Source organism: Kribbella sp. WER1 (assembly GCF_054189145.1).
Window position 1 is genome coordinate 7,730,920 of record NZ_CM135186.1, and the last position, 23,910, is coordinate 7,754,829.

At 68.8% G+C, this 23,910-nt stretch carries 20 protein-coding genes; 6 read left to right on the forward strand and 14 right to left on the reverse strand.

The window, feature by feature from the left end; translation table 11 throughout:
- Positions 1 to 24 precede the first annotated feature (24 nt).
- Positions 25 to 1,206, forward strand: coding sequence for a HupE/UreJ family protein (locus ACXJJ3_RS37815; protein ID WP_458166748.1), 1,182 nt, complete (start codon positions 25 to 27; stop codon positions 1,204 to 1,206).
- 1 nt (position 1,207) lies between these two features.
- On the opposite strand, the gene ACXJJ3_RS37820 is transcribed toward ACXJJ3_RS37815, so the two are convergent.
- Entirely contained in the window at positions 1,208 to 1,867 is a 660-nt protein-coding gene (locus ACXJJ3_RS37820; RefSeq protein ID WP_458166749.1) for a Type 1 glutamine amidotransferase-like domain-containing protein, read from the reverse strand.
- A gap of 144 nt (positions 1,868 to 2,011) precedes the next feature.
- Between ACXJJ3_RS37820 and ACXJJ3_RS37825 the strand changes: the two genes are divergently transcribed.
- Positions 2,012 to 5,314 carry a S8 family serine peptidase gene (locus tag ACXJJ3_RS37825; RefSeq protein ID WP_458166750.1) on the forward strand — a complete coding sequence of 1,101 codons (3,303 nt, stop codon included), beginning with the start codon at positions 2,012 to 2,014 and terminating at the stop codon, positions 5,312 to 5,314.
- 45 nt (positions 5,315 to 5,359) lie between these two features.
- Here the strand turns inward: ACXJJ3_RS37825 and ACXJJ3_RS37830 are convergent, their stop codons facing one another.
- Positions 5,360 to 6,034 carry a class I SAM-dependent methyltransferase gene (locus tag ACXJJ3_RS37830; RefSeq protein WP_458166752.1) on the reverse strand — a complete coding sequence of 225 codons (675 nt, stop codon included), beginning with the start codon at positions 6,032 to 6,034 and terminating at the stop codon, positions 5,360 to 5,362.
- A 92-nt stretch (positions 6,035 to 6,126) separates the two neighbouring features.
- Between ACXJJ3_RS37830 and ACXJJ3_RS37835 the strand changes: the two genes are divergently transcribed.
- Complete coding sequence (locus ACXJJ3_RS37835; protein ID WP_458166753.1) at positions 6,127 to 6,978, forward strand: helix-turn-helix transcriptional regulator; 852 nt, start codon at positions 6,127 to 6,129, stop codon at positions 6,976 to 6,978.
- Here ACXJJ3_RS37835 and ACXJJ3_RS37840 read toward each other — a convergent pair.
- Both ACXJJ3_RS37840 and ACXJJ3_RS37845 read right to left on the reverse strand, forming a co-directional pair.
- Positions 6,962 to 7,882 (reverse strand): SDR family NAD(P)-dependent oxidoreductase, encoded by a 921-nt coding sequence (locus ACXJJ3_RS37840; protein ID WP_458166754.1) that lies wholly within the window; start codon positions 7,880 to 7,882, stop codon positions 6,962 to 6,964. The genes ACXJJ3_RS37835 and ACXJJ3_RS37840 overlap by 17 nt on opposite strands.
- 92 nt (positions 7,883 to 7,974) lie before the next feature.
- Positions 7,975 to 8,958: a hypothetical protein gene (locus tag ACXJJ3_RS37845; RefSeq protein ID WP_458166755.1), complete on the reverse strand. Its 984-nt coding sequence runs from the start codon at positions 8,956 to 8,958 to the stop codon at positions 7,975 to 7,977.
- 252 nt (positions 8,959 to 9,210) lie between these two features.
- On the opposite strand from ACXJJ3_RS37845, the gene ACXJJ3_RS37850 reads away from it, so the two are divergent.
- Positions 9,211 to 12,369, forward strand: coding sequence for an alkaline phosphatase family protein (locus ACXJJ3_RS37850; RefSeq protein WP_458166756.1), 3,159 nt, complete (start codon positions 9,211 to 9,213; stop codon positions 12,367 to 12,369).
- Between the two features lie 72 nt (positions 12,370 to 12,441).
- On the opposite strand, the gene ACXJJ3_RS37855 is transcribed toward ACXJJ3_RS37850, so the two are convergent.
- From ACXJJ3_RS37855 to ACXJJ3_RS37865, 3 genes are all read right to left on the reverse strand, one after another.
- The gene (locus ACXJJ3_RS37855; protein WP_458166757.1) at positions 12,442 to 13,731 is read right to left on the reverse strand and encodes an ABC transporter ATP-binding protein; all 1,290 of its coding nucleotides are present in this window, start codon (positions 13,729 to 13,731) and stop codon (positions 12,442 to 12,444) included.
- 171 nt (positions 13,732 to 13,902) lie between these two features.
- A complete protein-coding gene (locus ACXJJ3_RS37860; RefSeq protein ID WP_458166758.1) occupies positions 13,903 to 14,718 on the reverse strand; it encodes an LLM class flavin-dependent oxidoreductase in 816 nt (271 codons plus the stop codon).
- A 5-nt stretch (positions 14,719 to 14,723) separates the two neighbouring features.
- Positions 14,724 to 15,407 carry an alpha/beta hydrolase gene (locus tag ACXJJ3_RS37865; RefSeq protein ID WP_458166759.1) on the reverse strand — a complete coding sequence of 228 codons (684 nt, stop codon included), beginning with the start codon at positions 15,405 to 15,407 and terminating at the stop codon, positions 14,724 to 14,726.
- Positions 15,408 to 15,489: 82 nt separating this feature from the next.
- Between ACXJJ3_RS37865 and ACXJJ3_RS37870 the strand changes: the two genes are divergently transcribed.
- Both ACXJJ3_RS37870 and ACXJJ3_RS37875 read left to right on the forward strand, forming a co-directional pair.
- The gene (locus ACXJJ3_RS37870; RefSeq protein WP_458166760.1) at positions 15,490 to 16,392 is read left to right on the forward strand and encodes a LysR family transcriptional regulator; all 903 of its coding nucleotides are present in this window, start codon (positions 15,490 to 15,492) and stop codon (positions 16,390 to 16,392) included.
- On the forward strand, positions 16,389 to 17,231 hold the full coding sequence (locus ACXJJ3_RS37875) for an aldo/keto reductase (protein WP_458166761.1): 843 nt from the start codon (positions 16,389 to 16,391) through the stop codon (positions 17,229 to 17,231). Before ACXJJ3_RS37870 ends, ACXJJ3_RS37875 begins: the two co-directional genes overlap by 4 nt.
- 9 nt (positions 17,232 to 17,240) lie before the next feature.
- Here the strand turns inward: ACXJJ3_RS37875 and ACXJJ3_RS37880 are convergent, their stop codons facing one another.
- From ACXJJ3_RS37880 to ACXJJ3_RS37910, 7 genes are read right to left on the reverse strand one after another with little or no spacing between them, the layout of a single operon-like run.
- Positions 17,241 to 18,116, reverse strand: a complete 876-nt coding sequence (locus ACXJJ3_RS37880; protein WP_458166762.1) for a sugar phosphate isomerase/epimerase family protein — start codon at positions 18,114 to 18,116, stop codon at positions 17,241 to 17,243.
- Positions 18,117 to 18,153: 37 nt separating this feature from the next.
- Complete coding sequence (locus ACXJJ3_RS37885) at positions 18,154 to 18,978, reverse strand: 3-keto-disaccharide hydrolase (protein WP_458166763.1); 825 nt, start codon at positions 18,976 to 18,978, stop codon at positions 18,154 to 18,156.
- 16 nt (positions 18,979 to 18,994) lie between these two features.
- Entirely contained in the window at positions 18,995 to 19,819 is an 825-nt protein-coding gene (locus ACXJJ3_RS37890) for a carbohydrate ABC transporter permease (RefSeq protein WP_458166764.1), read from the reverse strand.
- Positions 19,816 to 20,739, reverse strand: coding sequence for a carbohydrate ABC transporter permease (locus tag ACXJJ3_RS37895; protein ID WP_458166765.1), 924 nt, complete (start codon positions 20,737 to 20,739; stop codon positions 19,816 to 19,818). The genes ACXJJ3_RS37890 and ACXJJ3_RS37895 overlap by 4 nt, the downstream gene beginning before the upstream one ends.
- A complete protein-coding gene (locus ACXJJ3_RS37900; RefSeq protein WP_458166766.1) occupies positions 20,736 to 22,040 on the reverse strand; it encodes an ABC transporter substrate-binding protein in 1,305 nt (434 codons plus the stop codon). Before ACXJJ3_RS37900 ends, ACXJJ3_RS37895 begins: the two co-directional genes overlap by 4 nt.
- Positions 22,037 to 22,783, reverse strand: a complete 747-nt coding sequence (locus ACXJJ3_RS37905) for a hypothetical protein (protein WP_458166768.1) — start codon at positions 22,781 to 22,783, stop codon at positions 22,037 to 22,039. Before ACXJJ3_RS37905 ends, ACXJJ3_RS37900 begins: the two co-directional genes overlap by 4 nt.
- On the reverse strand, positions 22,780 to 23,835 hold the full coding sequence (locus ACXJJ3_RS37910) for a Gfo/Idh/MocA family protein (protein ID WP_458166769.1): 1,056 nt from the start codon (positions 23,833 to 23,835) through the stop codon (positions 22,780 to 22,782). Before ACXJJ3_RS37910 ends, ACXJJ3_RS37905 begins: the two co-directional genes overlap by 4 nt.
- Between the last annotated feature and the right edge of the window lie 75 nt (positions 23,836 to 23,910).

Consider the following 23,910-nt stretch of genomic DNA (forward strand, 5'->3'; position numbering starts at 1 on the left):
CAGCCTGCGGAAGCTTCCCGTGTCATGCGAATCCGTGTCGTCCTCGGTGCCCTCATCAGCATTGTCCTGCTGACGTTGCCTGCATCTGCCCACGGGTTCAGCTCGACCACGTACGTCGACGTCAAGGCGGGAGAGCAGCCCGGTCACGTGCGTACGGAGCTCGACGTCGAGTACGACCTGTTCATCGTCTCGGTCGCGGACCTGGAGCACGACGACCCGCTCTACAAGGCCGGCATGCCCGCGTGGAACGACGGCGACCTCCCGGCGCAGCAGAAGGCCTTGAACAGCCACCGGACGACCGCGGTCAAGTACCTCACCGATCGGTTCGCGCTCGTGGGCTGCGTCCCCCGCCAGGTCGGCGACTTCGCCGTACACCTGCGCGACGTGCCCTACGCGAAGGTCGTTCTCGACTGGACCTGCCCCGCGCAGGAGCACGACGTTCGTCACGTCGTGCGGAGTTCGCTGTTCGCCGACGACGAGGGGTACGTCAAGGGCGCGGAGACGATCGTCACCTACCGGTTGGGTGATCGGTCGGGCAGCGCCGTACTCGACCGGAACAACCCGTCGTTCTCGATCCAGCAGAGCCTCGCGCAGCGCTTCTGGGAGTTCTTCCGGCTCGGTGCCGAACACCTGTACACCGGCCTCGACCACATCCTGTTCCTGCTCGCGCTGATCGCCGGCTCCCGCCGATTGCGGGAGGTCGTACTCGCCGCGACCTCCTTCACCCTCGCGCATTCGGTGACCTTCGTCCTCGCGGCACTCGGCGCCGTACGAGCCCCCGCAGCGGTCGTCGAGCCGCTAATCGCGTTGTCGATCGCCGTGGTCGCTGCCTGGCACTTGTGGCGGCTCGTCACCCGCCGGCTGCACGCGTCCGACATCGAGACCCGCAGCCGCGGCCACTTCGCGTTGGACAAAGCCGGCTGGATCAGGCTCGGCGTCGTGTTCGCGTTCGGCCTGATCCACGGTCTCGGCTTTGCGAGCGCGCTCGGCATCGACGAGGCGTTCTCGTGGAGCCTGCTGTGGTCGCTGTTCGTGTTCAACGTCGGCATCGAGTTCGTGCAGCTGGTGATCATCGCGCTGGTGTTCCCGGTGCTCGCCGTACTTCGTCACCGCGCGCCCGCGGCCGGTAACTGGGCGACAGGCCTCGTCGCCGCCGGGGTCGCGATCGTGGGGCTGGTGTGGTTCGTCCAGCGGTTGGTCGCCTAGCTCAATCGAACAGCTTCCAGTGGCCCTCGGAGACGACAGTGACCTCGCCGTCGATGACGGTGATCGCGGTCTGGTCGTCGATGGCGTAGCCAGGCCCGTCGATTGCGGCGGCCCAGCGCTCCGCCTCGGCGAGGCTGAAGTCCGGCATGTTCGGGTGGTCGAGGTGCGGAAGGATGCTGAAGTCGACCAGCCCGAGCGCCTGGACGCTGCCCGTGGGCGGCTCCCAGTCACTCATGACCTGATCCAGGTGGGGCGCTGCCACGAGGCTCCCGGCGCTCACCCCGACCCACACGGTGTGCTCCAGCGAAGGCAGGACGTCGGCCACGCCGGACTGCTGCAGCCAATGCGCCAGGTACAGCGGATCGCCACCGCTCACCAGAAGTGCGTCGGTTTCCCGGAGGACGGGGATCCATTGCGCCGCGTCGAGGCTGGGGAGCGCGGTGAGCTCGAGCAGGCCGAGCGACTTCCAGCCGATCTCGCACAGCGGAGTCATCGCGTGCCCGGAGACGATCCGCCAGGCGGCACCGGGTCCTCCCGCCGGGTACGCCGCTGTCGGGATCACCAGTGCGTTGGCCTCGGCGACGGGCTTGCCCAGCATCTCGACGAGCGTGTCGGCGATGCTCGCGTTCTTGATGCCTGCGGAGGTGAGGAGAAGCTTCATGTCTCTTCTACGATCTCGTCTTCCCGGATTCGACAACAGCACCGTAATCGATCCGGCGCGAGGCGCGCGTCCGGCGCGGACTGTGGCGGCTGCAACCTTTCGACTCGTCGTGCATCTAACGAGGTGACGACTGGAGGAATTTGCATGCACAAACGACATCTGTCGAACCTGGGCGGGTTGCTGCTGGCAACGGGTCTGGTGACCGGGATGGTCGCCGTTCCGGGCACGGCTCCACCCGCGAGCGCTACGCCGGTACCTGCGGCACCGAAGACGGCAGCGCTGCCACCCGGGCAGGTGACGCTGCTGACCGGTGACCGGGTCACGATCGGCGAACACGGCGCCGTCCGTACCGTCCGCGGCGCCGGCCGGACGGTGGCGTTCCAGCAGCGGCGGATCGGCGACAAGTTGTATGTGATCCCGTCCGACGTTGCGCCCGCCGTCGCGGCCGGCAAACTGGACCGCGCCCTGTTCGATGTCGCCGGGCTGATCCGCCAAGGGCTCGACGACCGGAAGACCAAGGACGTCCCGTTGCTCGTCACGTACGACGGGAAGTCGAAGGCGCGGGCCTTCGCGGCAGCCAAGGTCGAGCGGTCGTTGCCGGCGATCAACAGCGTCGCGCTCAAGGTCGACAAGCGCGACGCCGCGACGTTCCTGCCGCAGGCCACTGGCGCCGGGGTCGAGAAGGTCTGGCTGGACGCCAGGTACCGCCCGACCCTGGACAAGTCTGTCCCGCAGATCGGTGCGCCGGCTGCCTGGCAGGCCGGTTTCACCGGCAAGGGCGTGACGGTCGCGGTTCTCGATACCGGGATCGACGCGCAGCACGCGGACCTGAAGACGCAGGTTGCCGGCGCGCACAACTTCACCGACGAGGCCGCCGGTGATCTGGTCGGTCACGGCACCCACGTGGCGAGCACGATCGCCGGCACCGGCGCCGCCTCGGGCGGCAAGTACCGCGGTGTCGCGCCGGACGCCCGGCTGTACGACGGCAAGGTCTGCACGGTCTTCGACTGCCAGATGTCCGCGATCCTCGCCGGGATGGAGTGGGCCGCGACCGAGGTCAAGGCGAAGGTCGTGAACATGAGTATCGGTGGCGATCCGGGGCCGGGCACCGATCCGGTCGAGGCAGCGATCGCCAGGCTCACCGCCCAGACCGGCACGCTGTTCGTGGTGGCCGCGGGCAACAGCGGCGACGGGCCGGGGACGATCGAGTCGCCCGGCCGGGCGGCTGCCGCACTCACCGTCGGCGCCGTCGACAAGCAGGACCAGTTGGCGGGCTTCTCCAGCCGGGGACCGCTGACGGACGGCACGATCAAGCCCGACCTGACCGCTCCCGGTGTGGCGATCGTCACCGCTCGGGCCGCCGGATCGGACCTCGGCGACCCGGTCGGCGACGACTACATGTCGTTGGACGGTACGTCGATGGCGACCCCGCATGCCGCCGGCGCCGCCGCGCTCCTGCTCCAGCAGCACCCGGACTGGCAGGCGGGCCGGCTGAAGTCCCAGCTGGTGTCGTCGGCGAAGACGCTCCCGGGCCAGACCGGCGACGAACAGGGTGCCGGCCGGCTCGACGTGGCGAACGCCGTCGTGAACCCGGTCGTGGCCGAGACCGGCTCGCTCTGGTTCGGTACGGCGGTCTGGCCGCACGACGACGACCAGCCGATCACCAAGAACCTCGTCTACCGCAACGACGGCGACAAGCCGGTCGACCTCACCCTCAACGCGACGCTGCTCGGCCAGGACCACCAGCCGGCGCCGGACGGTATGGTGGAACTCGGGACCACGACGCTCACCGTCCCGGCCCACGGCACGGCGAATCTGCCGGTCACGATGAACACCCGCTCCGGACCTGACGGCCGTTACAGCGGCGAGGTGATCGCCAGGTCGGGCGACCGTACGATCAGCGCGGCGATCGCGGTCGACAAGGAAGTCGAGAGCTACAACCTGACCGTCAAGCACATCGGTCCGGACGGGAAGCCGGCGCCGACCGCCACGACCAGCGTCCTCGACGACAACTACCAGACGCGCACCCTGCAGGACCCGAGCGGAACGGTGACGGTCCGCGTCCCTAAGGCCAAGTACGAACTGGAGAACGGGCTGGTCGTGCCGCGCGGTGACCGCTCGGACACCTACCTGATGATCCAGCCGTATCTCGACCTGACGACCGACACGACCGTCGTCATGGACGCCCGGCTCGCCAAGCCCTTCCGGATCACCGCCCGCCCGGCTGGCGCCGCCGTGGTCTCGGGCGCCATCGGGCTCTGGATGAACGACTGGCGAGGATCGACGGAGTACGACTTCACCGGGCAGGCCGGGCTGTCCGGACTGTTCACCGCGCACATCGGCCCGACGCACCCGGGGGACACCGGGTACGTCTCGACCATGTGGGCCCGGCAGGGCACGGACGGCGGCTTCGCGAACTCGCCGTACCTGCTGAACCAGACCGACCAGACGCCGGACCGGTTCCCGACCGGCTTCGCCCGGGTCCTCGACCCGGCGTCGATGATCCGTGTCGACCAGGCGCTCCTGGCCACGTCGAACCGGCAGGCCGAGGTGGCAGACACCGACGGGTACGGCGCGTCCGCGCAGCTCGACTACGCGCTGCCGGCCCACCGCCAGGTGTTCCACGACCCCCAGCCCGATCGACTGGTCCGGCCGGGGTACACCACGGTCAGCGAGTTCGAGCCCGGCGCCGAACGGGTCTACCGGACGGAGGTCGACCACCTGAACCAGCGGTACCGGGCGGGGCAGCGGTACCGGGAGCGGTACAACGCCGCCGTCTTCGCGCCGTCCAGCGGGCTGGCTCTCCGCCAAGGCGGTTCCCTTCAGTTCCGGCTGCGGTCGTTGGTGGACCCGGAGGGCATTGCCGGTGGCGGCGTGTGGCAGGACGGCACCAGCGACAGCCAGGACACCAAGCTGTACCAGGACGGAAAGCTGGTGCAGGAGAACCCGGGCAACTTCGGGTACCTGGACGCGGAGGGTCTGCCGTCGGCGGCGACGACGTACAAGCTGGTCACCACCGTCGACCGGCACACGATCTCGCGGCTCAGCAGCAAGGTCGACTACGCGTGGACGTTCCGGTCGGCGGCGGTCGGCGACGTCCAGTGGCTGGCGCCGCTCGCCGTCGGCTACGCACCGGAGGTCGACGACCACAACGTGACTCCGCGGCGGCCGGTGACCGTGCTGCCGGTGACGATCCGCCCGCCCTGGAAGGACCATGATCCCGACGAGTCGGTACTGCCCGGGATCCAGCGGGTCTCGATCGAGTACCAGGGAGCGGCCGGTGCGGCCTGGTTGCCGGCCAAGGTGGTTCGGAAGGCGCCCGGGAAGTACGTCGCTGCGTTCCCGACACCGGCCGGTACGTCGGTGTCACTGCGGGCGACGGTGGTCGATGCCGAAGGCAACACGACTGTACAGACGGTGACCGACGCGATGCTGCTGGCCAAGTAGTCGTTGAGGCCGGCACCGCATTGGTGCCGGCCTCAACGGGTTCTGCTAGTCGGGATTGGTCCAGGCGATGGTGTGGCGGAAGCCGAGTTGGTGGCGCATGTGGGCGCCCGGCATGGCCGTGTTGACGAGGGCTTGGAGTTCGTCGAAGGTCAGGGTGGGGTCCTGGACGGGAAAGGGCGGGTCTTGTGGGGCTGCTGGGCTCGGCCACGGGTGTTTGATGTAGCCGATGATCGGGTTGGTGACGACGGATGCCAGGTCCCAGGCGTGATCGCGGAGGTTCTGTGGGGCGGCGAGGCCGACGGCGAGGAAACGACCTCCGGGCGCGAGGCGTCGGCGTACGTCGTTCAGCGCCTCGGCGACGTCGAGGTGGTGGAGCACCGCGACCATCGTGATGAGGTCGAACGGGCCGGGAAGGTCGGTCCAGTCGTCGGTGCTGACGGTGACGTTGCTCAGGCCGCTGCAGCGGTGCGCGGACTGTTCGCGCATGGTGGCGTCCGCGTCGGCTCCGTAGACAGTCGCGAAGCGCGGTGCCAAGGCGGCCAGGAGCTCGCCGCGACCGCAGCCGACATCGAGCGCGGCGCGCCGTTGCTCGGGAAGGTTCGCGAGGATCCAGCTGTGGAAATGATCGTTGTGACTCCACGGATGCCGCGCGTTCAACGCCTCCAGTTGCGCGGCCACGGTCCCGTTCGCGAACGTCTGCGCCCATCGTCGTAAGGCCATGCGAGCCATTCTGCACGACGTGCGCCCGTCGCATACGAGCCTAGGACTGGTGGGGCTAGGACAAGGCGGGAGGGAACGCGCAGACTGGACGGGTGGACAGTTGGGAGTTCGGCCGGATGGTTCGGCGGTGCCGGGATCAGATCGCGCCCGGCGCGGTCGGCGTACCGGCCGGGAGCCGGCGCCGGGCGACCGGGCTGCGGCGTGAGGAGTTGGCTGCGCTGGCGGGGATCTCGGCCGACTACCTGACCCGGCTCGAGCAGGGGCGGGCGACGTCGCCGTCGGCGCAGGTCGTGGAGTCGCTCGCGCGGGCCTTGCGGCTTGCCGATGCGGATCGCGGCCTGCTGTACGAGTTGGCCGGTCACGTCGCGCCGGGTCCGGACGTCGTACCGTCGCGCTTGTCCGGGAGCGTGCAGCGCCTGCTCGACCGCTTGGCGGATACGCCGGTGGTCGTGTACGACGCGGCGTGGACGCTCCTCGTCGCGAATTCGCCGTACGACGCGCTGATGGGGGAGACGACGTGCCTGCGCGGGCTGGAGCGGAACGCGGTGTGGCGCAACTTCGTCGGGCCGGCGAACCGGGTCGTCCATACGCCGAGCGAGCGGGCCGAGTTCGAGGCCGGGCTGGCGGCTGACCTGCGGCGTACCGCGAGCCGGTATCCGGCGGACTCCTCGCTGACACACCTGATCGAGGAGCTGACGGCGCGCAGCCCGCGGTTCGCGGAGCTGTGGACGTCGCCGGAGCCCGACCGGATGCACGAGCCGACGAAGCAGAAGGTCGTCGACCACCCCGCGGCGGGACGCATCACCGTCGACTGCGACGTGTTGTTCGTCGCGACCGACGACGTGCGCATCATGGTCTACACCGCCGAGCCGGGCACGGAGGACGCCGAACGGCTGGCCCTCGCGATCGTGCTCGGCGCCCACGAGTTCAGCCGGCCACGCTGAGCAGCTGGTCAGTTGCCTCCCACAACCTTTCTTCGCGGGAGCGGTCGTGAGCGACAGGTTCCACCTCCCGCTCCTGATCGACCACCACGAACGCGCCGTTCCGTAGGTGCGCCCAACGGTCGTCGAGGACGATCGAGGCCAGCGCCGGGCCGGACGTCGCGGGCTTCGAGACTCCGGGGAGGCGACCGACCGCGCGGGCGATCCGCTGCAGCGCGGGGCTTGCCTCGCGGCCCAGGCCGGTGCCGGGCATGAAGCCGGGTTCGAAGACGGACACGTTGACACCCGCGGGCGCTCGCCGCTGGAGTTCGTGCGCGTAATAGAGGACGGCGAGCTTGGAGTTGGAGTAGGCGACACCGCCCGCCTGCAGCGAGGCCGGTACGTCGGCAGCGGCGGGCCGCGCGAGCTCGAGAGGGTCCCGCCACTCGGCGGCCGGTACCCGAAGCAGCCTGCGCGGGAGGTTGGCGTAGTACGTATTGGATCCGAGCAGGACGACACGCGCCGGTGCGGTGAGCGAGTCCTGCAGTTCACGGATGAGCAGCGCGTGCGCGAGGTGGTTGACGGCGAAGGTGAGCTCGTACCCGTCCGCGGAGGCGCGCCGAGTGTCCGTGACCGTCAGCCCGGCGTTCGCCACCACTCCACGCAACGGCCGAACGTCGCCCGAGGCAACCATCTTCCGCACCTGAGCAGCCGCGTCCCGTACGTCGGAAAGCCGCGCCAGATCACACGCCACCTCGACGGCGGTCGCCCCCGCGGCCCGAACGTCCTCGGCAATCCTGGCCAGTCGTTCACCGGCACGCCCGACCAGAACCAGATCCAGCCGCTCCGCTTCCGCCCGCCGCGCCATCGCCAGCGCCGCCTCCCGCCCGAGCCCACCGGTCGGCCCGGTGATGAGTACAGATCCCATACCCACAGTCTCGAACACCGGCCCCCGCACAGCCATCCGTCCATCAGTCCTAGGACTGGAACACCACCGGCCGGCAGCACCGTCGCGACCGGTCAGGCGAAGGAGACGCCGGTGAGCTCGATATGGCCGGTCCAGCGGAGCAGGCGTACGCCGTCGACGTACAGCAGTTCGCTGTGGTCCTTGTTGATCCGGGCGAGGCCCTGGCGCAACGCTTCACCGCGAGAGCCGGCGCGGGCGAGTACGGCGTACGCGTCGACCATCACGGGTGCGTCGTACGCGGGGGCCGAGCCGCTCCACCAGACGGACATCGTGCTGATCCCGTTGTCGACGATGCCGCCGTCCATGCTGAGGTCGTCCTTCTTGCACTCGAAGTGGCTGCCCGGGTCGACCTTGCAGTCGTAGCCGCGCGTGCGGAGCTCGTCGACGACCGGGCGGTAGTCCTCGGCGACCGGCCAGTACGGCAGGTACTGCACTGTTGGGGCTTCCAACCCGAGCGTTGCGGTCGTGGGGGACTGGGCGAGGTTGAGCTTGCCCCATTGGGCCTTGCCGCGCTCGATGTTCTTGCCGGTTTGGAGTGAGGTGGTGATCAAGGAGCGGTCGGCCGCTGACAGCTTGACTGCGTCGAAGACGGGGGCGGCGAGCTTGAGCAGTTCGTTCACGCGGGCGCTGGGTGTGGCTTTGTCGTCCATGACCTGCAGTTGGAACTTATCGATGGTGCCGCCGGCGGTGATCTTGAAGCGTGCTTGCACGATCCGGCCGTCTTCGTACTTGTAGCAGCCCTTGAGCTGCCATGGTTCGGTGACTTCGTCGTAGCAGGTCAGGCCGGCCAGCGACGCGACCGCGGCCACGGCGGGCGGTGTCTTGATCGTGGGCGCTTGCGGCAAGGTGCCATCTGGTAGCGGCGCGGCCTGTGGCTTGTCAGGCCGCGTGAAGTAGTACGTCGTTGCGCCGGCCACCAGCAGCAGGCACAGGCCGGCAACCAGCGTGACGATCAGCCCCGTCCTCCGACGACGTGGGGGCCTGACCGGCGGCCCAAAGCTCTGCTGGAAGTGCTGCGGTGGAGCGAAGTCGGGCACCAGTGAGTCCTTTCGGGAGCGTCCTCGACCGAAGTGCCGAGCACGCGGATCAGACGCCAGTTTCAACGGCCCGGCTCCCCGAACAGGCACCTTGAAGGCTCAGCCTTAATCCGTCCGGAGCGTCGGTTTCTGAGAAGGCGGGTCGGTCCGGCTGTCTTGCGTTTGCGTTGCGTTCGACTGCGTGCCGGGGGTGTGTCATGCGTCGTCCTTAGGTTCCTCCAGGCCACCCCGAACGCTCGGAAGGACGAGTCGATGCAAGTAACACGTCAACGGCGTGCGAAGGACCGGACGGGCCTTGGTGCGCGACAGAAGGCACGGAAGCCGCTCATCGCGATGGTTGCGCTGACGGTCGTCGCCACCAGCACGAACGCGTTCGCGAACACCACCCAGTTCGGCTTCGAGCATGTCGGTCAGACCACCGACCTGGGTCAGGTCGTGTCGGACAACCAGTACATCAAGCCGATCGGCCGCCGCCTGGTCATCCCGTACGGCAAGATCATGTCGTCCTCGGTCAGCCCGGACGGTACGCACCTCGCGGCCTCGCTCACCGACGGCGGGCAGGTGCTCGCGATCGTGGACCTGAGGACCTCCAAGGTGCAGCAGTACGTCGGTAACAACGCGCAGTCGGATCTTCGCGTCAGCGGCGGCGACGTCGGCCAGGAGGGCCCGACGTACACGCCCGACGGGTCGCAGCTGTGGCTGGGCCGCGCCGACGGCTTCACGAAGTTCACGGTGAACCCGGACGGCAGCCTGGCCGATCCGACGAACATCAGCATCGCCGCGCAGGGCTCGAAGCGCGCGCTGTCTGCCGCGCCGGTGTTCTCGGCCGACGGCAAGACCGTGTACGTCGCCGTCAACGGCCAGAACCGGGTGATCGCGCTCGACGCGGCGACCGGCGCCGTACAGCAGAGCTGGGGCGTCGGCATCGCCCCGCGCGGCATGGTGAAGGTCGGCGACAAGCTGTACGTCAGCAACGAGGGCGGTCGCCAGGCGAAGCCCATGCCTGGCAGCGTGCTCGACCAGGTCAGCGCCGTCACCACGAGTGGCGACAATCCGCCGAGCGAGGTCGCGGCGAACGTGAAGGACCGCGACCCGTCGACCAAGTGGCTGTCCAAGCAGCCGACCGGCTCGGTGACGTACCAGCTGGCCAAGCCCGCAGCGGTGGTGCACTACTCACTGACCTCCGCGAACGACTCGCCCGGGCGCGATCCCAAGGACTTCACCCTGCAGGCGTCGAACGACGGCAGCACGTGGACCGACCTGGACAAGCGCACGGGCCAGCGGTTCGACTCGCGGTACATCACCAACAGCTACACGTTCAAGAACACCACCGCGTACCGGTACTACCGGCTGAACGTCACCGCGAACTACGGCGAGCCGCTCCTCCAGCTCAGCGGCTGGGACATCAGCGACTCGACCGCGCGCGCCGAGACCACGATGAACTCGTACGGCACCGCCGTACCGGCCGATCCGTTCACCGGTTCGTCCACCACCGGCACGGTCAGCGTCATCGACCTGGCGAAGCCCGCGGTCACCAGCATCGACGTCGGGCTGCACCCGACCTCGATGTACGCGAAGAACGGCACGGTGTTCGTCACCAACACGGCCTCCGACAGCGTGTCGGTGATCGACGCGTCCAAGGACAAGGTCGTCCAGACCATCGCCACCCAGCCGTGGCCGGAGGCCTCCGTCGGGTACGAGCCGACCGCCGTCAGCCTGACCGACGACGGTCGCCTGCTGGTGACGCTCGGTCGCGCGAACGCGGTCGCGGTCTACAAGTTCAAGAACGCGGTCGAGCCGGTCAGTTACGTCGGTCTGCTGCCGACGGACTACTTCCCGTCGGAGATCACCACCGCCGGCGGCAACGTCGTCGTCTCCAACACCCGCGGCGTCGACGCGCTCCGCAACACCAGCAGCCACGGCACCCACGACACGACCTCGAGCCTGCAGCAGTTCAAGCTGCCGGACGACGGCGTCGTGAGGACGTACACGCAGCAGGTCTTCAAGCAGAACGGCTGGACGCCGAACTCGGTCCAGCGCGCCACGGGCGGCGCCAAACCGGTGCCGGTCCCGCTCAAGCTCGGCGACCCGTCGACGATCAAGCATGTCTTCCTGCTCGTCAAGGAGAATCGGACCTACGACCAGGTGTACGGCGACATCCCGCAGGGCAACGGCGATCCGTCGCTGACGCAGTACGGCGAGAACGTCACGCCGAACCAGCACGCCCTGGCGAAGCAGTTCGGGCTGTACGACAACACGTACGACATCGGCACGAACTCCGCCGAGGGGCACAGCTGGCTGATGCAGGCCGACGACCCGGAGTACACCGAATCCACGGCGGGCGAGTACCAGCGCAGCTACGACTCGTACAACGACGTCCTCGGTCACCAGAAGAGCGGCTTCATCTGGACCGGTGCGGAGGCCGCGGGCAAGACCGCGCGGGACTTCGGCGAGTACCAGATGCAGCAGAACAACAAGCCGTCGAGCGCGAGCTGGCAGAACCTGTACTGCGACACGAAGAACATGGCGGCCGATCCCGCGCAGAACACGGCGTACCCCATGTACTCGAACGTCGACATCCCGTCGCTCAACGACATCTCGGTGCACGGCTACCCGGGTGGCGACCTGAGCATCCCGGACATCTACCGGTACGAGATCTGGAAGCGCGACTTCGCGAAGTTCGGGCCGGCGAACCTGAACATGTTCTGGTTCCCCAACGACCACACCGGCGGTCCGACCAGCGGCCCCGCCCAGGTCGCGGACAACGACCTCGCGGTCGGCAAGGTCGTCGACGAGATCTCGCACAGCAAGTACTGGAAGGACTCCGCGATCTTCGTGCTCGAGGACGACTCCCAGGCCGGCGTCGACCACGTCGACGGTCACCGCGCCCCGATCCAGATCATCAGCCCGTGGGCCCAGCACGGCACCGTCGACAGCCGGTACTACTCGCAGATCACGGTGATCCGCACCATCGAGCAGATCCTCGGGATCCACCCGATGAACCAGAAGGACAGCGCCGCCACCCCGATGCGTACGGCGTTCACCGGCAGGCCCGACTACACGCCGTTCACGCTCCAGCCCAACCGGACCCCGCTGACCCAGGGCCTGTCCACCTTGCCGACCTGCGGCGCGGACACCCCCGCACCGCAGAACCCGAACGCCGCACCGGCACCGACCGGCAAGGTCCCCGCGGCCGAGCAGGCGATCGCGACGCAATGGGAAACCTGGAAGGCGAAGCAGCCCTTCACCGGCCCCAACGCCAAGGTCGACTCCACACCTCCCGCCCAGATGAACCGCTTCTCCTGGTACGAGGCCCACGAGTTCACCAAGCCCTACCCGGGCGACACCAAGATCTACACCCCCGACGAGGTCCCCGGCGCCTACATCCCAGCCTCCGACTCCGACGGCTGACCCAACCCACCAGCGACGGCCCGCCGCTCCGGCGGGCGTCGCTGGTGGTGTACTCCGCTCCCGGCGAAGGACTCAACGTACGACGCGGTCGATGCGTTGGCCGTGTTCGTCGAAGATCTGCAGGCGTGAGGTGTCGACGGTGAGGTGTACCTTGTCGCCGGTCGTGAGGCCGGTTCCGGGGGTGAGTTCGAGGACCAGGTCCGCTCGGCGGTGCGACGGATCGGCGGTCGTGTCGGGTGCCGGCGGGGTGCTGGGCCGTCGCAGCAGTGATCTGGTGACGGCCGTGAGGGTGGACACGCGTCGTGCTGCATGCCGGGTGTGCGACCGGGCCTCGCGTTCCGGCGGCGGAGGTGGTCCGACGAAGTCGGGGTTGACGGTGTCGATGTTGCAGGCAACGAACGCGATCCACTGGTTGCCGTGGAACTCGAGCGCGCGCAGCGATCCTGTCAGCTGGTCGGTGTCGACGCCCTCGGCCGTTGCCGTGAAGGCGTCCGAGCGGGCGCCGACGATGACCTTGATCCCGTCGTGCCGACTGAGGATCAGCGAGCGGCTGTCCGTCGGCGGTAACGGCAGGGCCTGCGAACCGAAGTCGAGGCTGACCCGGTGGTGAGCGGTGACCCGGACGGTGGCCGCCATCAGATTGATCCGCGGCGTACCAAGGAAGCCGGCGGCGAAGGCGGTGGCAGGGTCGTTGAAGACCTGCGTCGGTGTCCCGACGTCCTCGATGCGGCCGTCCCGCATGATCGCGATCCGGTCCGCCAGCGTGAGCGCCTCGACCTGGTCGTGGGTGACGTAGACGGTGGTCACGTCGAGATCGCGAACCATGTCGCCGATCTCCTGGCGCAGCTCGGTGCGCAGGGTGGCGTCGATGTTGGACAGCGGTTCGTCCATCAGGAAGATGCGCGGCTGCCGGACGATCGCCCGGCCGATCGCGACCCGCTGCCGCTGGCCGCCGGACAATGTCCTCGGCAGCCGGTCGAGGGTGGAGTGGATGCGCAGGATCCGGGCGAGCCCGCCGGCCTTGGCGCTGGCCTCGGCGGGGGCTTCGCCGCCCATCCGCAGCGGGAACATGATGTTCTCGCGGACCGTGCGGTTCGGGTACAGCGCGCCGTTCTGGAACACGAGCGCGACGCCGCGGTCCTTGGGCGTCAGGTCACTCGCCTCGGTGCGGTCGAGCCAGACCTGGCCCGCGGTGAGTTCCTCGAGTCCGGCGATGATCCGGAGCAGGGTGGTCTTTCCGCACCCCGACGGTCCGAGCAGCACCATCACCTCGCCGGTCGCGATGTCCAGTGTCAGGTTGTCGACGGCAACATGCCGGCCGTCGTACACCTTGGAAACGGCATCGAGCCTGATGGCGGTCATCCTCACCTCCTCGGACCCCCGACTCCCGAGTACACCGGTAGGTCGCCCGGATTGTCCATACCTGGAGGCGATCCAACGGTGGTTGCCGAGGGCAAGCTGAAGCTTCCTCAGCTCCGAGAAGCTGATCGTGCCCGGCCGGTCGCGGAGAGTCGACCTGCTGCCCCGGTTGTCTCAGAGTTCGATCGGCCCGTCGCGGACGACACCGCGGACGTGGTCCACCGCGGCGCCGGGTCCGAAATCGGTCATCCACCAGGTGGCGCCGGCCGCGGCGTACGGTGCGGGGTCGATGCCTGGCTCGAGGGCGATCGCGATGTCGTACGGCGTGGACGTGTCGCCGCGGAGCTCCGCGATGGTGGTGGCGATCCCGGCGAGCTGGTCCGGGTGGTCGAGGTGCACCGGGAAGAAGCCGTCGTGCCGGGCGGCCCGTCGTACCGGCTTGGGATTCCCGGGGAAGCCGGCGACCCAGACGGGTACGCCGGGCTCTTGGACAGGACGGGGGAGGAACTGCATGCCGTCGACGGTGTAATGCTCGCCGTGGTGGTGAACCTCCTCGCCGGACCAGGCGGCGCCGAGGATCTCCAGCGATTCGTCCAGCATCCGGCCGCGCTGCCGGTCGTCTTGCGGCTCGCCGGTCTTCGAGAACTCGTTGCCGAACCGGTCGCTGCCCAGACCGACGCCGAGGGTGAGGCGGCCGCCGCTGAGGCGGTCCAGCGTGGCGGTCTCCTTCGCGACCTTGGCCGGCCGCCGTCGAGCCACCGGTGTGACCATCGGGCCGAGCCGCACCTGTTCGGTGGCCGTGGCGATCGCCGACAGTGTGATCCACGGGTCCGCCACCTGCCGGACCGGTGCTCGCCAGCGCAGGTGGTCCCACACGAACACGGCGTCCCACCCCGCCGCTTCCGCTTCGGCCGCGAGCCGCGCCACGACCAAGGGGTCCGCGAGCTCGTCGAAGATCGGCAGCCAGAGGGCAGAACGTAACTTCTTCACACAGCTCATCGGTAGCTCTCCAGGAGGTTGGCCAGTTCTGTCGGACGGCTCAGCGCGACGCAGTGACTGGCAGCGATCTCGTCCGGGGTGATGCCGAGGCGGTCCACCGCCAGCTCGCGCAGGAAGTCGGGCGGGAAGCAGCGGTCTTCGGTGCACAGCACGAACCTCGTCGGGATCTCCGGCCAGGCGGCCAGCGGCCACGGCTCGGTCCGCCCGGCCGGCGACGGGTGTTCCCTTGACCTGCGCATCGCCTCTTCCGCGAGTGCCTGCGGTACGTCGTGGAGGAACCCGACGTACGGATCGGAGCTTCCGGTGCGGCCACCGTCGCGGGCCGCGGCCGCTCGTACCGCCTCAGCGTATCCGGTGATGCGGCCCCAGTCCGCGGGTGATTCACCGGGCGCGGGGATCATCGCGGCCACGAGTACCAGCAGTTCGGCCCCCAGTCGATCGGCGACCATCGGTGCGGTGTAGCCGCCGAACGAGTGCCCGACGACGACCACGTCCTCTCGGTTGCCGACGGCATCGATCACCGCATCGGCGTAGTCGGTGAACGTGGCGGACGCGTCGCCGGGCAGGTCCGGCGCCACCACCTCGTGGCCCCGGCGCCGGAGTTCGGCGGCGACCAGGTGCCAGGACCAGCCGACGTCGCCGCCACCGTGGATCAACACGTACGTACTCATCTGGGTCATGGCACCACGCTAGGGCGCACGTCGAATCACGAAAAGCGATGATTTCCGATCATGTCGATCGTCAGTGCTTATGCTTGGCTGCATGGCGGACGTCGAACTGCGGTACCTGCGGACCATGGCCGTGATCGCCGAGGAGCGAACGTTCGGGCACGCGGCGGTCAGACTCGGCTACACCCAATCCTCGGTGAGCCAGCAGATCGCCGCACTGGAGAAGGCCGTCGGCGGCCTGGTCTTCGACCGGCCCGGCGGTCCGAGACCCGTCCGGATCACGCCGCTCGGCGAGGTGGTGCTGTCCCACGGCCGCGAACTTCTCGCGAAGGCGGAGGCGCTGACGAACGCCGTCGATCGTTTCCGGGACGGCAACGGCCGGATCGATATCGGCACGTTCCAGAGCGTGTCGAACCTGATCCTGCCGACCGTCATCCGCCGGCTGCTCGACGAGCATCCCGGCTGCGACATCAGGCTGTCGGAGGTGCAGCCGGACGATCCCCGGATCGGGGAACTCGATCTGCTCTTCCACGACGGCCCGGTCGAGGGCGAGGCGGAGCACGCCAAGCTTTTCGACGAGCCGTACCTGCTGGTGGCCCGCTCGGGCGCGTTCACCGCCGGGCCCGTCCGGGCGAAGGCCCTCGACGACGTTCCGATGGTCGGCTGGCCGCTCACCTATCACCAGAGATGGCTGGAGCGGACGCTCGCCCGGGCCGGCGCCCAGCCGCGATTCGTCTTCCGTACGACGGGCCATGAGACGATCCTGTCCATGGTCCGGGTCGGCATCGGCTGCGCGGTGCTGCCGTGGCTCGCCCTGCACGCAACCGATGCCTGGTCCGACGACGAGCTCAGCATCCACCCGCTGAAGCCATCGCCGTCCCGGGAACTCTCGTTGTACTGGCCCGCCGGCCGCACCGAGTCCCCACTCGCACTCCGGACACGAGAGATCGCGCTCGACGTCGCGGGCGAACTCTCGAGGTCCAAGGCCGCCTCGTGAGGCTCACCGGCCGGGTCGCGCTCGGCGTCGCCGGTTTCTCCTTCGACCCCCGCGACCGCGACGCCGACCTCGCGACGATCCGGGCCGGCATCGCCGCCGGTACGGCGATTCTCGACACAGCCCGTGCCTACACGCGTGTCGACGAGCCGTGGTACGGCGAGGCGCTGGCGGCCGACGCTGCTCGGGGTACCGGCGTACTTGTCGGGACCAAAGGCGGGCACACCCGGCGTGGGACCACGTGGGATGCCGACATCGGCGCGGAGCGGATCCGGTCCGACGTGGAGACGAGCTTGCGCGTACTCGGCGGCGAGCGGCTCGACCTGTACTACCTCCACCGGGTCGACCTCGCCGAACAGCCGGTCGAAGAGGGCGTCTCCGCACTCGCCTCGCTCCGGGACGACGGCAAGGTGGCGCGGATCGGCCTGTCGAACGTGACCGTGGCCGAACTCGACCGCGCCTGGACCGTCGCCGAGATCGATGCGGTGCAGGACCGGCACACAGCACTCGGCCAGGAGTCGGCGGACGTCCTCACCTGGTGCGAAACCCACCAGGTGCCCTTCTTCGCCTACTCACCCCTCCGCAACACTGCCACCGCGCCTAACTCGGCCGCCGCCGCACCCAGCCTGGCCGCCGCGCCTCGCTTGGCCGCGGCGGCCGGTGCTCGAGGCGTCTCGCTCCAACGCCTCCTGCTCCGCGCCCTCCTGGCATCGTCTCCCGCACTCTCGGTCGTCTCGGGCGCCACCCGCCCGGCCACCGTCCTCGACTCCCTCGCCGCCGAGACCGAACCCTGGGACGACCACCTCGAGGCCGCGTACCGAGCAGACCTCACGCGGCCCTGAACCCTTGTATCAGAAGACGTCCGGGCCGAGGTGTGTGGTGATCCACTCCGCCGAGAGCTGGGTCGATCGGAGGTTCGTGCCGGCCTCAGGTACGTCGACCTCGACGATCAGCCAGCCGTCGAACGCGTCGGGAAGGGCGGCGACGGCAGCGATCAGGTCGACGTCGCCGCGGCCGGGCTCGGTCCAGACGGTGTGGGCGGTGACGGTCGCCTCGAAGTAGTTCGCGTCGGCCTTCTTGGCCGCTGCGGCCTGGTCGAGGTGGACGTCCTTGAGGTGAACGGCGGCGATGCGATCGGCGTACTGCGTCATCAACGTTGCAGGGGTGCTGCCGGCCCAGGCTAGGTGGCCGGTGTCGGGGCCGAAGGCAAGGATCGAGGACGGGACGGCGTCGAGGACGGCGCGGATCTCGGGTTCGGTCTCGATCGGGCTGCCGACGTGCGGATGCAGCGCGGGTACGACGCCTTCGGCGCGGATGGCGTCGGCGGCCGCGCCGATGCAGTCGATGACCTTCGGGAGACCGGTGTCGCCGTACCCGATGGCCGGGTGGGCGATGCGGTCGGCGGTGAGGCCGGCGGCGAGGAAGACCTCGGTGTTGCCGAGTTCGGCCTGGACGGCGGCGTGCCGCTTGGCGGCCTCGGCGAGGTCGGCAGGGGACGTGTTGACGTCGGCGGAGTAGTAGCCGGGCGCGGGCGTCAGGCCGTGGTTCGCGAGCAGGGTGCGGTACCCGGCGGCATCGAGCCCGGCCGGCGGGTCGGCGTGGATGCCGCGGAACGGGGTGGTCGCGATCTCGGCGAAGGCGCCGTCGAGGACCGGGACGCTGAGGTCGAAACCTGCGGGGGTGAGGACCCAGGGGAGTGGGTTCAGCCCGACACGGAAGGTTGTCATCAGGGAACTCCTTCGGTGCAGATCGTGGGTGGACCGGTCAGAGTTCTTCGATCGTGAGGTTGCGCCAGCGGCAGCGGGCACCGCGGCCCCAGCGGGCTTCGCCGAAGCGGGGGTCGTTGTCGTGGACCTCCAGCGCGATGTGGCCGGCCGGACCGAGCGCGTCGGCGACCGCGTCGGCGTCGTACTGCGGGTGCTGCATCGTGGCGAGGTCGACCTCGGCGACGAACACGTCGTTGACCCAGGTGGTGATGCGTGGTTTCGCGCCGACGCAGCGGACCCGGAGGGTGTTCCAGTCGCCGAAACGCCACCTGTCGAGGAACTGCCCCGGGTCGCCGCGGCGGGTGAGCAGCGCGGGTTTGTCGGGGGTCATCGGCTCGGCGGAGCTGGCCGGGTCCTCGAGGCGGAGCCCGGTGGGGTTGCCGTTGGCATCGAGTTCGGCGTCGAGGACGTACGGTACGGCGTGGAAGCCGCCGGTGCCGTTGCCGAAGAATCCGCCGATCGACCCGGACTTGCGGTGGTCGACGAGGATCTGGAACCCGGCCCAGTTGTCCGGCCGGCGGCGGACCATGACGCCGGTGTCGGCCGGCCAGTCGGGTTTCGTTTCCAGGGTGAGCTCGAAGTCGCCGAAGGTCTTCTCGGTGACCAGGTAGCCGCCGTACCCGGGCTGTTCGGGGTCCTGGAATCCTTCGATCGCGCCGTCCAGCACCTGCCAGTGCGCGGGATGTGCGGCAGCTTGCTCTTCGTAGTCGGCGGCCAGTTCCGGGACGAGGTCGCGGACGGTCGGACCGCCCGGCCACAGGGTGTCGTAGGTGCGTGGTACGGCGTACCAGCCGTCGAGTGTGTGTCCGTCGAACAGTTCCACGGAGTCGTGTCCTTTCTCAGCGGCCGGCGAGGGCGCCGCCGATGCCGCCGATGCTGAAGTACTTGTTCAGGACCGCGAAGATGATTGCGGGTGGCAACAGCATCACGACGGACAGGGACATCACCGAGCCCCAGTCGACCGCGTTCTGCTGGAAGAAGGTCTGCAGGCCGATCGGCAGCGTGAAGATCGAGCTGGACCGCAGGAAGACGAGCGCGACCAGGTAGTCGTTCCAGGCGAGCAGGAACGCGAAGATCGCGGTGGACAGGATGCCGGGCAGCGAGTTCCGCAGCACGATCCGGGCGAAGGAGCCGAACACCGAGCAGCCGTCGACCCAGGCGGCTTCCTCGAGGGCATGCGGGATCGAGTCGAAGTACGCCGCCATCATCCAGGTGGCCACCGACATCGTGCTGCCGACGTACACGATGACCAGGCCGATCAGGTTGTCGGTGAGTCCGAGCCGGGCGAACAGCACGAACAGCGGGATGATCGCGGTGATCACCGGCAGCGACTGGATCACGAACAGCAGCAGCGACAGCCCGGAGACAGCCTTGCTGCGGCCGCGGGACAGGACGTAGCCGGCCGGTGCGGCGACGACGACCGAGACGAGGACGGTCGCGAGGGTCACGCCGAGGCTGTTGCCGAGCCAGATCCGTACGTCGGTCTTCGCAAAGACGTTGCGGAAATTGTCGATTGTCAACAATCCTCCGGTTCCGGACGGGCGGAGGGACAGCAGCAGCGTGGCGAAGATCGGCACCAGGACGACGAGCGTGACGAGCAGCAGGACGGCGAACCGCCACCACTGCCCACGGGTGCCGGGTTCGCGTGCGGTGATCGTGCTCATGCGATGTCCACCTTCCGGATCTGGCGGTAGAGCGCGGTGGACACGATCACCAGGACGAGCGTCATCAGGAACGCGATCGCGACGCCCGGCCCGGTCTGCAGGTCCTGGAACACGGTGCGGTACGCCAGGACGACCAGCGACGAGGTCGCGTCGACCGGGCCGCCGCCGGTCAGCAGGTAGATCGTCGGGAAGTCGTTCACGCAGAAGATCGTCATCAGGATCCAGCTGATGTACGTCGATCGTGAGATCAGCGGCAGCGTGATGTGGACGAACTGCTGCCGGCGGGACGCCCCGTCGATGCCCGCGGCCTCGTACACCGTGGTGTCGACCGCGGCCAGCGCCGCCGACGTCATCAGCATCATGAACGGGAAGCTGACCCAGACCTTGAACACGCAGACCGTGACCGCGGCGAGTGTCGGATCGGCGAGGAAGTTGACCTCACCGAAGCCGAGCTGGGCGGCCAGGCTCGGGATCGGGCTGCTGGGCGTGGCGACGAGCCAGTTCCAGGCGGTCGAGGAGACCACGATCGGGACCACCCAGGGCAGCATCAGCAGGACCTTGAAGACTGTCCCACCGGGGATCTTCGTGCGGAGCAACAGTGCGAGCCCGAGGCCGACGAGCCAGCTGCCGAACACGCCGACGACCGTGAAGATCAGCGTGAACCGGGCCGCGCTCCAGAACCGCGGGCTGGTCAGCACGTCCGCGTAGTTGCCGAGGCCAACGAAGTTTCCGGTGACGATCAGAGTGCCGTCGCGGACCGACTGGGAGGTGGCGACCACGAGTGGGTAGGCGTTGATCAGCAGCAGCAGGACGACGCACGGCGCGACCAGCACGATCATCGTGATCGCCGAGCGGCTGAGGCGGAGCCCGTGACCCGGCGCGGCCGAACTCGCTGCGCGCGGCACGGTCTGCGCCGTCATCGTTTGACGACTCCTTCGAGGCCCTGCTGGAGAGTGGTGAGCGCGCTCTTCGGGTCGGTCCGGCCCTGGAGCATGGTCTGCGCGAACTGGGCGAGCGCCTGACCTCCGTCCACTGCCGCGAGCGCGGCGAACGATGCCGTCTTCTTCGCGGCGTACGTCTTGCAGACCGGCATCCACTTCTCCACGATCGCGACCTGGTTCGGGTCCTTCGTGTAGTAGGAGGCGTTCGCGATCGACTTCAGCACCGGTACGGCGACACCGACCGCGCTCTCCCAGTACTTGTGGAGCTGGCCGAAGTAGTACTTGAGGAACGCCTCCGAGGCCTCCTGTGACGGGGTGTTCGTGTACATCATCAGATTGTTGACAAAGAACAATCCTGCGATCGTGCCGCTCGGGCTCTTCAGCGGACTCGCGACGTGCAGGTTCTTGCCGGTCTTGGCCGCCTGCGTCGCCAGACCGGGGGAGTGGATCCCGAGGCCGGCCTTGCCGCTGTCCCACTGGGCGCGAAGGTTCTCGATCGTGTAGGACACCGCGCCGTTGTCGACAATCCCCTCGTTGACAAGCTGCTTGACGAAGGTCATCGCCTCGACGTTCGCGTCGGTCACGCAGTCCGGCTTGCCGTCCGGGTCGAACAGGCCGCCGCCGTTGTTGACCATCATGGCGACCATCGTGTGGGCGCCCAGGTTGTTGTCCGACCCGGATCCGGTGGCGAAGCCGGTGACGCCGATCTTCTTCAGCGCCTGCCCGGCCGTGAGCAGCTCGTCCCACGTGGTCGGTACCTTCGCGCCGGCCTGGTCGAGGAGTGCCTTGTTGTACCAGAGCGGGCGGACGTCGGTCTGCCACGGCAGGGCGACGTACCCTTTGTCGGTCTTCATCGTCTCCAGCACGCCGGGCAGGAAGTCGTCGTACGTGCCGTCCTTCTTCATCGATTCGACGAGGTTGTCGGCGTACGCGATCGCTCCCTGCTCGGCGAACTGGAACGCCTGGAACCCGGCGCCGGAGCTGACCGCCGGACCGGTCTTCGACGCGATCGCGGACGAGAACGTCTGGTAGAAGCCGTTCCACTGGATGATCTGGTACGACGCCTTGCCGAACCCCTGCGCCGGGGCGTACCCGCCGATGATCTGCTTGCCGAGGGTGTTGTACGTCGGGGCGCCCCACGGCATGTCCCAGAACTTCAGCTCGCCGGACGCGTTGCCGGCCTTGCTCGCACCGCTGTTGCCGGACACGGTGCACGAGCTGAGGCCCGCCGCGCCGGCGATTCCCAGGAACCCGCGGCGGGTGAGTCTTCCGTGGTTCATGACAGGGCTCCTTCCGTGGCCGCGAGCGCGGCCGACGCCACCTGGACGTCGTCGTACAGGTGGTTCAGATCGGTGAGTCGATCGGCCGGAGCGGTGTCGTGCAGGCGCCGCAGCGTCGCGCGATGGCCGGTCTCGTAGACGGTCGGCGTGAGTACCGCGCCGTCGGGGCTGACGACCGTCAGCCGGGCGGGTCGAGCCGTGTCGCCGGCGGGGATCCAGAGCTCGACGCTTCCATCGGGGGTCGGCATCTGCACGTTCGCGGAGGCCGGTACGGCGGCGGTGCGGACGACGGAGAGGCCGACGTGAACGCCGTCGTCGGTCGAGCCTTGGGCGTACAAGACGTGGCCGGACAGATGCAGTACGGTCAGCCGGCGCACCGGATTGCGGAGTGCCCGGACGAGCGCCAGTTCGTGGAGCAGCGCGGTGGTCAGATCGCTGCCGGGCGGTGTCAGTACTCGACACTCCATCCGGTTGCCCTCGGCAACGCGGAAGGCCTGCGCGGCGCTGTCGATCACCGGGTTGGACGCCCACGGTGAGTCGACGAGTACGGGTGCGCTCAGCAGGTCGGCGAACTCGGCGATCCGCGGGTGTACGACGACGACCGCCGTACTGCCTGAACGCAGTGCGCGCCGTACCTCCGCGGGCCAGTCGGACGCCCCGTCGACGAGGCTCACGTCGGCGGGACGAGGGATCGAAACCGGCAGCGTCGCCAAGGTCGCCCGCGCGGTGTACGTGGTGTTCATGCGGCCGCCTCCGTCTTGTCGGCGGTGCGCACTGCTTCGGCCGCGGCATCGGCGACCGCGACGGTGAATTGCAGATCGTCGACAATCCTGTCCAGGTCGGGCGGCGCGACCTCCCCGCGGACGACGGCCGCGAGCTCCAGCCATTCGGCCTCGTAGCCGTTCACGGGCGTCGGGCCGAACGCCCTTGCCGACTCGGCGGTCGTGAGTGTGCTGACGGCCGAGCCCGCGTGGACGTACGACGGCGTGAACTCGGTCCGCAGTACCTGGTCCTCGGCGTACGCCTCGAGGACCCAGCTCGGCTGCCACGTCTGCGACATCACCGCATGCAGCTCGACGACCTTGCCTCCGGCAACCATCAGGATCCGGTACCCGAACGGCGTCACGAGCGTCGCGCTCAGCACGCGCAGATCGTCGTACCGGGGAAGCAGGCTGCGAACCAGCGGCAGGTCGTGCACGGCGAGGCCCATCACGCCCGCATGCACCATGCCCGCGCGCACCTCGACGTCCGCGAGATCCATTGCGGGGAAGGTCGGGCGGCTGAGTACTTCGGTCGCGACGTCTTCGAAGCGCGCGTTCGGCGGGAGGACGATCGACGACCGGATGGTGTGGCTGGTGGCCGGGAGGTCGCCCCAGTGCGCGACCGCCGACCGCCAGCCCGGATCGAACGTGTGCATCGCCCCGACCAGGACCGGGACGCCTGTCGCGGCGGACACCGCTGCGACCGCGGCGGCCTCGTCGGCCGACATCGCCAGCGGCTTCTCGCAGAGCACCGCCTTCTTGCCGGCCCGGCAGGCCGCGATCACCTGTTCGGCATGGAAGGCGTGCGGACTGCAGACCGCGACGATGTCGACGTTCGGATTGTCGACAATCTCCTGGAGCGACGTCGTGGACGCCGCCCCGACGCGGGCCGCGACCTTCGCGGTCACGGCGGTGTCGACGTCGTGGAGTTGGCGGACGGTGAAGTGGTCGGCGAGCCGGGCCAGGGTCGGCAGGTGAATCGCCTGCGTCACCGGGCCCGAGCCCAGGAAACCGACACCGAGAGTGGACTGCATACGTGGCTCCTCACCAGAGCGAAACCAGATCAGTCGTTCAGATTTCGGCAAACGTAAACGGCTGGTAAGGTTTCG

What these genes read in the sequence shown, in the direction of transcription:
- ACXJJ3_RS37815 (WP_458166748.1), top strand. Translation starts at nt 25, where the DNA reads ATGCGAATCCGTGTCGTCCTCGGTGCCCTCATCAGCATTGTCCTGCTG.
- ACXJJ3_RS37820 (WP_458166749.1), bottom strand. Translation starts at nt 1,867, where the DNA reads ATGAAGCTTCTCCTCACCTCCGCAGGCATCAAGAACGCGAGCATCGCC.
- ACXJJ3_RS37825 (WP_458166750.1), top strand. Translation starts at nt 2,012, where the DNA reads ATGCACAAACGACATCTGTCGAACCTGGGCGGGTTGCTGCTGGCAACG.
- ACXJJ3_RS37830 (WP_458166752.1), bottom strand. Translation starts at nt 6,034, where the DNA reads ATGGCCTTACGACGATGGGCGCAGACGTTCGCGAACGGGACCGTGGCC.
- ACXJJ3_RS37840 (WP_458166754.1), bottom strand. Translation starts at nt 7,882, where the DNA reads ATGGGATCTGTACTCATCACCGGGCCGACCGGTGGGCTCGGGCGGGAG.
- ACXJJ3_RS37850 (WP_458166756.1), top strand. Translation starts at nt 9,211, where the DNA reads ATGCAAGTAACACGTCAACGGCGTGCGAAGGACCGGACGGGCCTTGGT.
- ACXJJ3_RS37855 (WP_458166757.1), bottom strand. Translation starts at nt 13,731, where the DNA reads ATGACCGCCATCAGGCTCGATGCCGTTTCCAAGGTGTACGACGGCCGG.
- ACXJJ3_RS37865 (WP_458166759.1), bottom strand. Translation starts at nt 15,407, where the DNA reads ATGACCCAGATGAGTACGTACGTGTTGATCCACGGTGGCGGCGACGTC.
- ACXJJ3_RS37870 (WP_458166760.1), top strand. Translation starts at nt 15,490, where the DNA reads ATGGCGGACGTCGAACTGCGGTACCTGCGGACCATGGCCGTGATCGCC.
- ACXJJ3_RS37880 (WP_458166762.1), bottom strand. Translation starts at nt 18,116, where the DNA reads ATGACAACCTTCCGTGTCGGGCTGAACCCACTCCCCTGGGTCCTCACC.
- ACXJJ3_RS37890 (WP_458166764.1), bottom strand. Translation starts at nt 19,819, where the DNA reads ATGAGCACGATCACCGCACGCGAACCCGGCACCCGTGGGCAGTGGTGG.
- ACXJJ3_RS37895 (WP_458166765.1), bottom strand. Translation starts at nt 20,739, where the DNA reads ATGACGGCGCAGACCGTGCCGCGCGCAGCGAGTTCGGCCGCGCCGGGT.
- ACXJJ3_RS37900 (WP_458166766.1), bottom strand. Translation starts at nt 22,040, where the DNA reads ATGAACCACGGAAGACTCACCCGCCGCGGGTTCCTGGGAATCGCCGGC.
- ACXJJ3_RS37905 (WP_458166768.1), bottom strand. Translation starts at nt 22,783, where the DNA reads ATGAACACCACGTACACCGCGCGGGCGACCTTGGCGACGCTGCCGGTT.
- ACXJJ3_RS37910 (WP_458166769.1), bottom strand. Translation starts at nt 23,835, where the DNA reads ATGCAGTCCACTCTCGGTGTCGGTTTCCTGGGCTCGGGCCCGGTGACG.